The 13704-nt window shown below is 57.2% G+C and carries 12 protein-coding genes and 2 tRNA genes; 13 read left to right on the forward strand and 1 reads right to left on the reverse strand.

Going from position 1 to position 13704, the window contains the following annotated elements; all coding sequences use genetic code 11:
- Window positions 1-52 precede the first annotated feature (52 nt).
- The 12 genes from NKK51_RS10980 to NKK51_RS11035 all read left to right on the forward strand — a co-directional run bounded on the left by NKK51_RS10980 (window position 53) and on the right by NKK51_RS11035 (window position 12634).
- Complete coding sequence (locus NKK51_RS10980; RefSeq protein ID WP_352552764.1) at window positions 53-1219, forward strand: ROK family transcriptional regulator; 1167 nt, start codon at window positions 53-55, stop codon at window positions 1217-1219.
- Window positions 1216-1980, forward strand: a complete 765-nt coding sequence (locus NKK51_RS10985) for an ATP-binding cassette domain-containing protein (protein WP_128305438.1) — start codon at window positions 1216-1218, stop codon at window positions 1978-1980. The genes NKK51_RS10980 and NKK51_RS10985 overlap by 4 nt, the downstream gene beginning before the upstream one ends.
- Before the next feature lie 38 nt (window positions 1981-2018).
- A complete protein-coding gene (locus tag NKK51_RS10990) occupies window positions 2019-3059 on the forward strand; it encodes a sugar ABC transporter substrate-binding protein (protein ID WP_013532176.1) in 1041 nt (346 codons plus the stop codon).
- Window positions 3060-3204: 145 nt separating this feature from the next.
- Complete coding sequence (locus NKK51_RS10995) at window positions 3205-4200, forward strand: ABC transporter permease (RefSeq protein ID WP_128305439.1); 996 nt, start codon at window positions 3205-3207, stop codon at window positions 4198-4200.
- Window positions 4201-4213: 13 nt separating this feature from the next.
- Entirely contained in the window at window positions 4214-4984 is a 771-nt protein-coding gene (locus NKK51_RS11000) for an SDR family oxidoreductase (RefSeq protein WP_352552767.1), read from the forward strand.
- A gap of 241 nt (window positions 4985-5225) precedes the next feature.
- Window positions 5226-6338, forward strand: coding sequence for a tyrosine-type recombinase/integrase (locus tag NKK51_RS11005; protein ID WP_352552769.1), 1113 nt, complete (start codon window positions 5226-5228; stop codon window positions 6336-6338).
- Between the two features lie 181 nt (window positions 6339-6519).
- A complete protein-coding gene (locus NKK51_RS11010) occupies window positions 6520-8136 on the forward strand; it encodes an AAA family ATPase (protein ID WP_352552771.1) in 1617 nt (538 codons plus the stop codon).
- A 627-nt stretch (window positions 8137-8763) separates the two neighbouring features.
- Window positions 8764-9093 carry a hypothetical protein gene (locus NKK51_RS11015; RefSeq protein WP_352552772.1) on the forward strand — a complete coding sequence of 110 codons (330 nt, stop codon included), beginning with the start codon at window positions 8764-8766 and terminating at the stop codon, window positions 9091-9093.
- A gap of 52 nt (window positions 9094-9145) precedes the next feature.
- On the forward strand, window positions 9146-9436 hold the full coding sequence (locus NKK51_RS11020; protein ID WP_352552774.1) for a hypothetical protein: 291 nt from the start codon (window positions 9146-9148) through the stop codon (window positions 9434-9436).
- Window positions 9436-9942, forward strand: a complete 507-nt coding sequence (locus tag NKK51_RS11025) for a hypothetical protein (RefSeq protein WP_352552776.1) — start codon at window positions 9436-9438, stop codon at window positions 9940-9942. The genes NKK51_RS11020 and NKK51_RS11025 overlap by 1 nt, the downstream gene beginning before the upstream one ends.
- A gap of 477 nt (window positions 9943-10419) precedes the next feature.
- A complete protein-coding gene (locus NKK51_RS11030) occupies window positions 10420-10719 on the forward strand; it encodes a hypothetical protein (protein ID WP_352552777.1) in 300 nt (99 codons plus the stop codon).
- On the forward strand, window positions 10700-12634 hold the full coding sequence (locus NKK51_RS11035; protein ID WP_352552779.1) for a hypothetical protein: 1935 nt from the start codon (window positions 10700-10702) through the stop codon (window positions 12632-12634). The genes NKK51_RS11030 and NKK51_RS11035 overlap by 20 nt, the downstream gene beginning before the upstream one ends.
- Window positions 12635-13310: 676 nt before the next feature.
- Here NKK51_RS11035 and NKK51_RS11040 read toward each other — a convergent pair.
- Window positions 13311-13386, reverse strand: a tRNA-Val gene (locus tag NKK51_RS11040).
- A gap of 216 nt (window positions 13387-13602) precedes the next feature.
- On the opposite strand from NKK51_RS11040, the gene NKK51_RS11045 reads away from it, so the two are divergent.
- Window positions 13603-13679: transfer RNA gene (locus NKK51_RS11045), tRNA-Asp, on the forward strand.
- The last annotated feature ends 25 nt before the right edge of the window (window positions 13680-13704 follow it).

The raw sequence follows: 13704 nt of genomic DNA on the forward strand, positions 1-13704 counted from the left end.
GACTGAATAAATAAGCAATGCGAAGCTACTCTCTCCTAAGGGGCGCAAAGGCATGGCACTGCGGGGGACCAATCAGGAGTTCGGGCGGCCGTACAACCGGCGCATCGTGCTTGAGTCCATCCGCCTTCATGGGCCGATCGCGCGCGGCGAGATCGCCCGGCGCGTCGGCCTCACCGTCCAGACCGTGTCGACCATCGTTCGCGAACTGGAAGATCAGGACTACATCCTTTCGCTGCGCGAAGAGCCGAAGGGACGCGGCCTGCCGCCAGCGACGCTCCGGATCAACCCCGAGGGCGGCTATGCCGTCGGCATCCACATCACTCCGCTTGGTATCAGTGCCGCCTTGATCAATCTGAGCGGCGACGTGATCGAGAGCATCTACCGCGAGGCGCCAAATGCGACGCCGGACCACGCCTTCGAGCTGATCGGGGCGATGGTGGTGGAATTGACCAGACTACGGGCTGGCGGACGGGTGCTAGGCGTCGGCATGGCCCTGCCCGGCCCATTCGACGTGGAGTCCATGAGTTTCGTGGGGCCGACCACCATGACCGGCTGGAAGGATGTAGCGCTGCGCGAACGGCTGGCGGCCTCCACCGGATTGCCGGCCTTCTTTGAAACCGATATGGCAGCAGCCGCCATGGGCGAGCGCCTCTACGGCCTCGGCGCCCAGTTTTCCGAATATTACTATCTCTATTTCGGCGTCGGCCTTGGCGGCGTCATGGTTCATGATGGCAGCGCCTTGCGCGGCGCCTGGGGAAATGCCGGCGAGATCGGGCACATTCCCGTTATTCCGGGCGGCGAGGCTTGCCCGTGCGGCAACAGCGGCTGTCTCGAAAGATATTTGTCGCTCGAGGCGCTCCGGCGCTGGAACGGCAGCGAGGCGGATTGGGTCGCCGAAGTCGCACCGATCTTTCACAACGCCGTCGCCGTCATCGAGAACCTGTTCGACCCGGAGACGGTCATCCTCGGCGGGCTGGCGTCCGCCGACCTGCTCGAAATGCTGGCTGGTTCGGCCGGAGGCCTGCACAACTCCGTCTCGGCTCGCAAGGACCGCACGACGCCCAGGGTTGTGGTCGCACGCGGCGGGCAGCATTCCGTGCTGCGCGGCGCCGCCGCCCTTGCGGTTTCCGGGGTGCTGTCACCTCGCTTCGGGCAGATGTTCGCGGCCGAACGCGAACGCGAGCGCGACCTTCTCAAAGGCAGGGAGATTGCGGCATGAGTGAACCCCTGCTGGTGCTCGACAACGTCACCAAGAACTATGGCGCGATCGAAGCGCTCAAGGGCATCAGCTTCTCGATCGGCAAGGGCGAGGTCGTGGCGCTGCTGGGCGACAACGGCGCCGGCAAATCGACACTGGTCAAGATTATCGCCGGCGGACTGGAGCCGACCTCCGGCCGAATGCTGTTCGAGGGCAAGGAGTTCCTTGCCCGGTCGCCCGCAGAGGCCAAGGCAGCCGGCATCGAGACCGTCTACCAGGACCTGTCGCTGTGCACCAATGTCGACGTGGTCGCCAATTTCTTCATGGGCCGCGAAATCACCAGACAGGTTTTCGGCATTCCCGTGCTCGACGAGCGCGCCATGGAAGCCGTCGTCGGAAAGGCGCTGGCCAGTGCCGGCACCCGCATTCCCTCGCTGCGCGCCAATGTCGAGCACCTTTCGGGCGGCCAGCGGCAAGCCATCGAGCTCAACCGGTTCGTGCATTGGGGCGGCAAGCTGGTGCTGCTCGACGAACCGTTCGCAGCGCTCGGGGTCGAACAGACGCGGCGCGGCCTCGACATGATCCGCCAGGTGGCGAACCAGGGCATCGGCGTCGTCATCATCACCCATATCATGCAGCAGGCTTTTCAGGTCGCCGACCGGATCGTGGTGATCCGCCAAGGCGTCGTGGCCGGCGATGTCGCACGCAATAAAACAAGTCCCGATGCGGTGATCAACATGATCACCGGTGAGACGCTTGCCGGTGCCGGACCGACAGGCTGAGGGACAAAGAGGGGTCCGGCTTAAGAGGAGCGAACGACATGAAGCGAATACTTCTTGCTGTCTTCGGTATCCTTGCACTGGCCTTTGCCACGCTCACGCCGGCATTCGCCCAGTCCAAGGGTATCGTCTACTATATGGTGCCGACCCTGCTGGACGAGTTTCAGACCGGCTCGGTGAGCGCGCTGGAACTCTTCCTGAAGCAGACCGGCTACGAGATGAAGACGCTGAACGCCGACAACAAGACCGACGCCCAGCAATCGCAGATGAACGATGTCATCGCGCTGAAGCCGGCGGCCATCATCCTGGCGGCAGTTGACTTCAATGCACTGAAACCGTCGATCGAGGCAGCCCGCGCCGCCGGCATCCCAGTGGTCGAGTTCGACCGCCAGATCACCTCAACGCCATCCGACTTCACCTCTGTCGCCGGAACGGTCGAGATCGGCTACGTCGCCGCCGACCAGGCCGAGAAGCTGCTAAAAGCCAAGAACGGCTCGGTGAAGGGCAAGGTTCTGCAGGTGCTCGGCGATCCCGGCGATCCCTATACGCTCGACATCCAGAAGGGCTTCGAGGAGAAGATGAAGGCGTTTCCGGACGTCAAGATCATCTCGCTTCCGGCCATGCAATGGGAAGCCAGCAATGCCGGCACAATCGTTGCCGACCAGATGCTGGCGAACCCCGACATCGACCTGATCTTCAGCCATGCCGCGCACCTTTCGGTCGCCGCCGTCGCCTCGCTCGAGGCAGCCGGCAAGAAGCCGGGCGACGTCATGCTGATGAGCTCGAACGGCGCTCCGGTCGGCCTCGACCTGATCCGCAAGGGTTGGCTCAACGCCGAAATCGAGCAGCCGCTTTACGCGCAGGCCGCGGCTGTTGCCATGTTCATGGACAAGATCGTCAAGAAACAGGAGATCAAGCCCGGCGAATACGACGTGCTCGGCCTGAAATCGACCGTGACCAAGGAAGCCTGGGGTCCGAACATCAAGATCCCCGGTGCCGCCATCACCAAGGAAAACGTCGACAATCCGGCCTTCTGGGGCAACCAGAAGCCACCGACGGACACCGTCAAGTCGGTCGAATAGTCATTGAAAGCGCTCCGGGCCATAGCGGCCCGGAGCCTGCCCTTTCACAACGCCGCGTCCGAAAGGATGCCGTGGCGAATTTGAATCCGCGCCTTAACCCGACGAAATCGATTTGATTTCGCGGGGGCGCCAACCGGATCAGCCCATGAACCCGCGCACACGCAAAGCCCTGGAGTTCGTACTCGACAACCTCGTGTGGTTCATGCTGCTGTTCGTGCTGGTGGTCTTCTCCATCTTTGTCCCGAACTACTTTCAGCTCGGCATTTTCGCCAACATCATCGAGGCTTCCAGCGTGCTGGGCGTCATGTCGATCGGCCTGGCGCTGGTGATCATCGCCGGCCACATGGATCTGTCGGTCGAATCCGTCGCAGCGCTCAGCGCCATGGCGGTCGGCATCCTGTTCTGCTCGTCTGGCATCGGAATGGGCGTGCAGCTGCATCCCGAATGGCTGATGGTTCCGGTTTCGCTGCTGCTGGCGCTGGCCGTCGGTGGCCTCATCGGCGCCTTCAACGGCTATCTGGTGGTCAAGGTGAAGATGAGCGCCTTCATCATCACGCTGGCGTCCTACATCTGGGTGCGTGGCCTCGTGCTGGTGATTTCGGGCGGCCGCTCGGCACAGGACCTGGCGCCGGCCATCCGCTGGTTCGGCATCCAGCGCCTGATCGGCTTGCCGCTGACCGCCTGGATCGCGGTTGGCTGCTTCGTGGTCTTTTCGCTGATCATGGCCAAGACGCCGTTCGGCCGGCATCTGGTGATGATCGGCGGCAACGAGACGGCGACCTTCCGCGCCGGCATCCGGGTGAACCGCAATCTCATCATCGCCTTCGTGCTTGCCGGCGCCATTGCCGGCCTTGCCGGCTGGCTGCTGGCGATCCGCACGTCGGGCGCCACCGCCAATCTCGGCGTCGGCCTGCTGTTCAACGCGTTCGCCGCCGTCGTCATCGGCGGGGTCAGCCTGAAAGGCGGTGTCGGCACCCTCCCCGGCGTCTATGCCGGCGTGCTTTTGCTCTCGGCCATCAACACGGCGATCAATTTGATGGGCCTGCCGGCCAATTTCACCCAGGTGATCCACGGCCTGCTGGTGCTGGCGGCCGTGCTGCTCGACGCCTTCAAGCAAACCATTCGCCAAAGACTCGCATGACAGGACGGCTCGCATGACCAATCGGTTACAAGACAAGGTAGCGCTGATCATCGGCAGCGCCCGCGGCATCGGCAAGGGCATCGCGCTACGCTTTGCCGAGGAAGGCGCGAGGCTGGTGCTCGCCGACACCGAGGTCGAGGCCGGGCAAGCCACCGCTGGCGAGTTGGGCGTCCCCTTCATCCGCACCGACATCTCGCAAATGAGCGACGCCGAGGCCGCCGTGGCGCTGGCGCTCAAACTCCATGGCCGCCTCGACGTCATCGTGCAGAATGCCGGCATCTATCCCTGGCAGCTGATCGAGAACACCAGGGCCGAGGACTGGGACCGCGTCATGGCGGTCAATCTGCGCGGCACCTTCAATGCCAGCCGCGCGGCCCTGGTACCGATGAAGGCGCAACGCTTCGGCCGCATGCTCTACACCTCCTCCATTACCGGCCCGCATGTCACCAGCCCGGGCCATGGCCACTATTCGGCCAGCAAGGCCGGCATCAACGGCTTCATCCGCGCCGCCGCACTGGAATTCTCCGGCTACGGCATCACCGTCAACGGCGTCGAGCCCGGCAACATCCTGACCGAAGCCATCGAGCTGCATCGCGGCGCGGCTTACATCAAGAACATGGAGGACTCCATTCCGCTCGGCCGCCTCGGCAGCCCGCGCGACGTCGCCAACGCCTTCCTGTTCCTCGCCTCCGACGATGCCAGCTACATCACCGGCACGACCATTGTCGTCGATGGCGGGCAGTTGCTGCCGGAGGGCAATGATTTTCGACTGTTGCCACCGTGAGTGCAGCACGAACCAGACGACTCGGTTCCGTGTCTGGGAACAGTTTGAATGGACTATGGAATGGTGGGCGATGACGGGCTCGAACCGCCGACATCTTCGGTGTAAACGAAGCGCTCATTCCCTAGAGGTCTTATCGCCTAGCGATATTCCCCTTGTGAAATCAAAGACATAGCTCTACCCCTTTGTAGCCAAAAGCTGACGGATCGGTTGCTGTCACAGCACAGTCACACCGGAGCTAAAAATGGCTACTCTTCGCAAGCGTAACGGCAGATGGCAGGTCCAGGTCAGACGCCAAGGCTTTCCCATCCAATCACGTTCATTTGTCTCAAAGGCAGATGCCAACGAATGGGCGAGACTGATTGAACGACAGCACGACAGACAAGAGCTTGGTCCCGACAGAAAGACACTCAAGACAATCACCCTGGCTGATCTCGTCACCCGATACAGGGATGAAGTCGTCCCCAAAAAGCGTGGTTCGGCAGTCGAGACGATCCTCCTGAGCCGATTCCTTCGCTATCCGATCTGTCAGAAGACGCTAAACGATATAACCACGGCTGACTTCGTAGCCTACAGAGATCAGCGGTTGAGCGAACCGAAACACCGATCTGACAAGCCGGTCACTCCAAAATCCTTGAAGCGTGAGCTATCACCCCTCTCCCATATGTTCCGTCATGCCGTAGTCGAATGGGAAATCCCTGTCAGGAACCCCCTCGACGGATTGAAGCTCAAGGTGACAGACAACAAGCGGGAAAGGCGTCTCTTGGCTGGTGAACTCGACAGGCTCTTAGAGGCGACGAAGAAGGGGAGAAACAAGCTGGTCGCTCCTATCATTCTGTTCGCTCTAGAGACGGCCATGAGGCGCGGCGAGATATTATCGATCCAGTTCCGCCACGTCGATTTCGGACGCCTCTCCTTGGTCATCCCTGAGTCAAAGTCAGGCTATTCGAGGGTGATCCCGCTGACAGCAAGGGCGATTGCGATCTTGGAGGTTTTGCGGTCAGACGACACCAAGCCTACCGATCTAGCCTATCCTATCACGGCGATTGCTCTGAGGCTCCAATGGGACAGGCTGACGGCAAGAGCAGGGATAGACGGTCTGAATTTCCACGACCTTCGACATGAAGCAATTTCTAGGCTGTTCGAGCTAGGCCTGACGGTCCCGGAAGTCGCCTCGATATCGGGCCACAGGACTCTTGCCCAATTGATGAGGTACTCCCATGCCAGTCAGGAGGTCGTCCGAGCGAAGCTCTACGCCGCGCAGTCGCCAGACAAGCTCATTGGGGTCAGGCATCCGCAAACCCTGATGGTTGAGACGACAAGCGTGTCGGAACCTACAGTGGAACTAATCAACTGAAATAACTACGTTAATGCCCCATACATGCTATCCGACTTAGCTAGGCCCTTGCACCCGTCTTGGGCCTTTTCTTTTGGGCCGTTTTGAATTCTTCTGTTGGGAATACTGAGCGCACCTATCATGAATTCCTGCGCAGCCTTACTACGACTCAGAGAATGATTCTGATACCGAAGGTCCAACTATGAGCTTTGATCTGACGATCCCTCGGACGGACGGTAGCGAGCTTCCTATCACTATTGAGGTCGGCGAAGTTCTGTTCGTACTAGGCGCAAACGGTGTTGGAAAATCTAGCATGATGCAGCGGCTATATAAGACAAATTTTGGCCATGCCCTCAGACTTTCCGCCCATAGACAGACTTGGTTCAGCTCGAATTCAAATACTATATCATCTCACAATAAAAATGAGACACAATCAAGTATATTGCAATATGACCTCCAAGAACAGTCGAGATGGAAGGACGATTATGGTGCAAGTCTTTCAACTATAACCATATATGACCTTCTTGATGCAGAAAATATTAGAGCTAGGGCTATTGCCGCAGCGGTGGACGCAAAAAACATTGAGTTGGCTACATTATTGTCTAAAAACGATGCCCCTCTGAAGAGGATAAATTATCTTCTTAAATTGTCTAATATCCCCATCGATATTTCGGCCAAATCTAGTGATCAGATAGTGGCTAGTAAGAATTCTGGAGCGAGCTATAGCATAGCTGAATTATCAGATGGTGAACGAAACGCGCTTCTAATTTCGGCTAATGTTCTCACTGCTGGCGCGGGAATCGTATTTTTCATTGACGAGCCGGAACGCCATCTTCATCGATCTATCATATCTCCGCTTTTGACCCTCCTATCCGCTGAACGCCCTGACTGCGCATTTGTCATTTCCACACATGATGTTTCGCTTCCTCTCGACAACCCGACGGCAAGAACCCTGCTGGTTCGGAGTTGCAGCTATTCCGGGTCGAAGGTCACCGGATGGGATGCCGATTTCCTCCCTTCGCATGCTGCAATTGATGACGATTTGAAACGCGACATCTTGGGAGGCCGCAGGAAACTGCTTTTCGTCGAGGGTGACGACGATACCAGCCTCGACAAGCCGCTTTATAGCCTCGTCTTTCCTCAGGTTTCCGTCATTACGAAGCGAACATGTCGAGACGTAGAGCATGCAGTATCAGGCATTCGAGATGCCTCGGAACTGCACTGGGTTCAGGCTTTTGGAATTGTCGACAACGATCGGCGAACTGCCGATAATATTTTGGCGCTAGCGCGCAAGGGCGTTCATGCGTTGGGGGCATTTTCAGTCGAGTCGATTTACTATCATCCGACTATCCAGCACTGGCTGGCCCAGCGACAAAGCGCGTTAACTGGTGCCGACCCCGACAGTTTATTAGAAGAGGCTCGGCAAGCCGCAATCGCTGCTATATTGCCCCACACTGCTAGACTTAGTGAGCGAGCTGTAGAAGCCTCGCTACGGGAAGAGCTAATGGGCAAACTCCCTAAACGCCAAGATATTGCTGGTGCACAACCTATCCATATCACCATCGACGTGCCGACAGTGGTGGATCGCGAACACAATCGCCTTAAAGAGGCATGTGGACAGGCGGACCTATCACATATCGTCGCTCGTTATCCTGTCAGGGAAACGCCCGCCCTACGACAAATAGCTCAGAAGCTTGGATTCCAGGGCGAGACCCAATACGAAGATGCAGTGAGGAAGCTTTTGATCGACGATCCGGAAGCCCTTGAATTCGTCAGGTCATTGTTCGGATCGGTCTATGCGGACATGACCGCAAGTTGATTTTTCATTTGGGGCACTAACTCAGGCCCAAGGATTGCCGCAATCGAGTCGTCTAACTACTGACGGCCACCACTGGCACATACGTCAATGACGTCCCCCACGCGAGCGGATTAGACGAGCCAGCCGGATACCGCACCTTCACAGTTTTGCGACGCAACAACCCGCCAACGGACTTGGCGACAGGAAGGACTTATTCGAATGGGTACCGTCATAGACTTTTACAGAGGCTCACGCTCCATCTCGCAATCGAAGATGCTTCCGTCCGACGATCCAGATTGGAAGTTGGCTCAACTCGTCGGCGAAAGCCGAAGGCTGAAAATCCGTATTGTCGAACTTGATAGGCTCATACAGAGGGAGATGGAGAGGGGATAAAATCTAAACTATCCAGCGAGTTGCAAGAATAGACTCCGTTATATTTCTTGTAGTCCTGCGTTTGCTATTGACTTTCACGTATATTTATGTTATACTCTAAGATGAGGCTGGCAATTTAACAGCCGCCTTCCAAAGCTCTGCAGCCTTCTAACGGCCTGAGCGATTAACGCCTAAGAACTAAGAAACACCAACAACCACAAAACCTGTTCAACCTTGTCCCTTCTGGGACTTGGACGGTTTTCTATGAAGGAATCAATGAACAAAGATACGCCTACCGATATCGCATCCATTGGAACACCAGAATTAAATTACATCGGCAATTTCCCGGAGCCGTTTGACGTAACCCTGATCAAATTAGAAAAGGGCCGCAACTCCGGGCACGTAAAGCTGCTCAAGACTGAGCATAACCTCTATCGATCCGAATTCATTGGCATTGATGATGCGGCGTTAGGAACCTTTACGAGCCGGAACGGGCTTGTCCGGGCACTCCGCGACTGGTCAGAGAAGAACGGCTGGAAGATCGAGATGGCTCATGTCTCATCCCAGACAGGCGCACGCCTCGACGTCAATCTCTCCGCGATCTGACCTCACCTTCATTCCAATCCAATTTTCAAACTCAATTTAGAAAGGCAGTTTTATGTCTGTTTCACTTTCCGTATCCGACCGCTCCATGATCTCCAAGAAACTCGCCGAAATGGGCGAGGCAGAACGGGAGATGCTTCGTATTCGTGTTCATCAAGCCGCCGAAGCCCTCGATGGTGTGGCCTCTCCAGAGTTTGGGGAGCTTGTCGCAATGGCTTTGCTAGAAAAGCGAGGACTCGCCAAGGGGAGCATGGAGGATGCAATCCGCCGCGTCCCTGTGGCCGACAAGGGTCCCAAGAGGTCGTCAGTTTTCGCTCAAATGAGCGCGGGCAGGAAGGCCGACTGATGCAGGCCCGTCCTGTTCGAATCTTGGAGGGCTCTCGCAAGGGGGCCTTTCTTGTACATGTCCCGCTGTCTCGGTTTGGTGAAGGCGAAGCGGTGCTAGACCTTCCCGACTATAACGAACTCGTCGCCCTTAAACTCTACCCGAACTGGTCGATCCTTGGAGGTTCCGTCTCCGCAAGGGGGCCATACGGCCTCCGGCTGATCGTCGCCCGTGTCCTGGCTGATGCCAAGGCCGGTCAGATCGTAGAGTACCTAGACGGCGATCCGCTGAACCTCCGTCGCGATAACCTGTCGATCCGAGACGGCTTCTCAACCAAGCATGACTGTGCCCTCCTGATTGAGGCAAAGGAACGGCTGGAAGCGGAGAAGGCCGAGAGGATCGAAGCCGGTTCCTATCACCCGGCATTTCGAAAGCCTTTGATCTTCCGTCCTGACAAGGTGGGGAAGTCGCGGCGTAAGGGTCAGGTCGTCTTCAAGGCCCGGAATCTCCCGGTGTCCCATGCTTGACCTCTCGGTCCCGACAAGGAGTCAGATCAAATTCGGTCTGTGTGTTTGTCACTGTGGGAGGGAATTCACCAAGCGTAGGCACGGCCAAAGGTTTTGCTCTGAGGAATGTGGAAACAGGGCTAGGGCGAAGCGTGCGGGACGCGTCTCGGACAATCCACGGCATGTTGCGAAACGGGGACGTTTGAGGCGTCTCCAATCGGCCAACTTACCGGAATCACCTGCTGTCAGGGAAGCCCAAGAAGCGATAAAAGGAGCTACCCGCTACCCCTATACCGGGAAGCCGTGCAATCAGTGTAAATTATATAACGAAAGCAACGGATTACGAGGTGCAGAATCGAGGTCGAACAGTGCCGATTCAGGGCGTCTTTGGCCTGTTGATCTAATAGGCGGCAAGAGGACCCGTACCAGCCTCGATTTGAACCTTTTGCGGAATGTTGCCGAGACTGAGTTAGCATCCGTCCCGATGGTTTCACCGCCATGACTCCAATCAATATCGGAGTTGATACTACCGCAACGATCCGGGGCGGAAAAATCGTGGTCTTGCGACGGGGCGTCGTCAGGGAATTCCAGTCAGTCAACGAATATGTCGATTCCGTCGCTCTCAGGAGCGGAAGGGTGCCTAGTGAGGTCATCAAAGCCCTTCACGACCTGATGCGGGAGGATCGATACGCCCGGAGCGAGAAACACATCGATAAGCCGAAGCTAGGCTACTGGCTTCACCCCGAACAACTGCCCAACGGAAAGGAGAGACACGAACTTGGCACTACACAAATTTGACGACCTTGCGGCGCTCTTAGACGCATCCGAGGTGAAAGACGCCCCTAGCAGGGTCAAGCAGGAGGCTCGCGCCACAGAGGCATCAAACACAGGCCCGCTCCCTGTGTCGCTGACAGCCGGGCTTATCGAAGGATACCCGCTTCGCCATCGAATCCTCGATATGACGTATGAGCTTTTCGAGGAGTGGGGGCATGGCCCATCTTTCGACCACTGGACGGGATTAGGTCAGATTGCCGCCGTCTATGAAAGCATGGCGACCGGGCGGTTTGGCGGCGTACAGAAGAACTATCGGTACATGTCGTCATTGCCTCCTGGCATGGGCAAAACGACAGTCGCCGTCCAAGGCACCAAAGCTCTGATTGCCGACCCTGAATTCGAGGGTGTCGGAGTGATCTACTTTCTCTCCCGGCTTGAAGAGATCAGGGCGCTGGCGAAGCTCATGGATTTGCCGAAGGATGAGTTCGCGGCGATCACCTCAGACGAGGACATAAATGCTCTAGGCAATCCGATCCCGGAGCGAGCTAGGGTCCTGTTCACGACGCAACAGCGATTGGAGGCATACTCCAAGAACGGAACGCCTTTCGCGGACATGAAGGAACTCCGCTTCAGGGGCAAGCCGCGACAGGTCCGGATATGGGACGAGGCTATCCTTCCGTCGATGGCATTAAGGCTCGGCGAATTCGATCTTCTCCGGCTGCTTAAGGAGTTGCAGCAAGTGAATCCCGAACTGAGTTCGGAGTTGAAGCGCTTCGCCCTTTCGCTGGAAAACCACGAAGGCGACCGGATCACTATGCCCGACATCGATAAGGCCGGGACCGACCTCGATAGCTTCCGATCTCATTTCGCCCACTCTCCCGACAAGGACATAGCGGAACAATTTTGGTACCTATCGGGACATGTTGTTCGGGTGCGCAAAGACGCCTACAGCGGCACCATCACACTCGGTTACGAGGATATCCTACCTCCCGATCTGGCACCTATGCTGATCCTCGACGCGTCGGGTGGGCTTAGGAAGACATATCGCTTTTGGGAAGACGACAGGGGCGAACTCTATCGCCTTCACTCGCCTGAGAAATCCTATGCAGGGCTGAAAATCCATCATTGGAACAAGGGGGCAGGAAAGAGGAAGCAACGTGCTTTCAAGGCCGTCGCGGAAATAGCGGATGGTGTCGTCAAGATGGTTGCCGAGATACCAGATGATGAGCCTGTCCTGATCGTCCATCACAAGCTTGTATCGGGAAAGAACCAGCCTGATATCGTGAAAGCGATTGGCGGCAAGCTTCCTCGCCGTCCTGGCATGGTCCACTTCGTAAACTGGGGGCGGCACACCGCGACGAACGAGTTTAAAGACGTTCGATACGTCATCCTTGCTGGCACTCTTCAGTACGACCCTGCGTCATACGAGGCGATGGGGCGGGGCGCGAAGAAGGCTGCTGTCGACGATGAGTTCTCAGAGCGGGATTTCGCTGAAACCAGAATTGGCGAGATCAGCCACCACATCTTTCAGGCTGCCGGGCGCGGATCGATACGAAAGACGGTCAATGGCGGTTGTCCTGAGGGGTGCAATCTTTATGCGGTGTTCTCGTCTCGTGGGGGTACAGGCTTCCCGGTCGAGCAACTGAAGGTGATCTTTCCGGATGCTGAAATTTTGGACTGGCAACCTGACGGTGCTGATGTCCAAAAGAGATTGACTGGTAAGGTCGGACACGCTGTCGAGTTTGTCGTTGCGAACGTCTTGTCGGGAATGACCATAACGACAGCCGAGGCTAGGGAGTTTCTCGGGATGTCTCGGTCCAACTTCAAGAGTGACGTAATGGATCATCCAGACTTCAAGTCGGCGATAGCGCTGGGGGGGATAGCTCTCAGACAAGAACGGGGGAAGCCCGGTGTCTTTTTAAGGTTGGTTCCGTACTGATCGGAACGGACCTCAAGAATTACCTTTCGGTGATTTGACAAACTAATTTGAGAGGGGTGTACTGAAGTCATTTGTATAGGGATTCCTCTTTACGAATCGATCAGTACACCTAAGGTTCATACCCTATCTATTGGTATCCGACATTGGGATTTGGATTGAGTTCACTAGGGTTGTTTTCTTGTCGGGTAGGGTATGCCGGCCCGGTTCTCTCCCGCTTTGCTCCATATGAGAGCAGGAGGGACACAACGGGGGGAGTTCGGGCCGCTATCTGGCGAATTCAGCCTGATCGAATGGACCCAGTGGAGAAAGAAGCCATCGAGCCTCCTCTTGTCTCCTCCTCTTTGTCGCAAGCCGGAGGCACCTAGCGAGCGCTGATGCCCTTCGGACCCTCAGGCGAAGCTGCTGGAAGAATGCCCGAAGCCAGTAATTTTTTGGAGATTTTTCTTTGTCGAGATACCTAATGGTACGGGCCGGGGGCGTCCCCCTTGTACCCCGGTAGGGGTGGCCGCCTGTCACACTGGTGTCACAACCGACAGCGAGTCGGCCCGGTTCAAGACGGGCGATTAGCTCAGTAGTCAACTTGTTTGACGTCCGACCTAAAACGTCGTAGATTGCGTAAGCAGCTGATTTATCAGCGTTTTTGGGAGAAGGAGAGCGCTACTCTCTTTGATTGGAATGGTGGGCGATGACGGGCTCGAACCGCCGACATCTTCGGTGTAAACGAAGCGCTCTACCAACTGAGCTAATCGCCCGCTCCGGGCCGGACCTTTAAGCGGTCGGGACCGGCTTCGCAAGGCCAAATGAGTGCGGGACGGCTTGGTTGCATGCCGGTTTTGCCAACAAAACGCCGGCTGTCAAAAAACCTTCTCCTGTTTGCTGTTATGCTGTCCTGTCGCGCTTGACACCCGGTGGCGAACCCCTTATCCAGCGCCCCAACGACGAACACGGCTGACACGTGTTCGCCATGCGCGGGTGTAGCTCAGTTGGTTAGAGTGCCGGCCTGTCACGCCGGAGGTCGCGGGTTCGAGCCCCGTCACTCGCGCCATTTCTCCCAAGGGTATCAAGCCCTT

The organism is Mesorhizobium sp. M0011, from assembly GCF_040324155.1.
GTDB lineage: Bacteria > Pseudomonadota > Alphaproteobacteria > Rhizobiales > Rhizobiaceae > Mesorhizobium.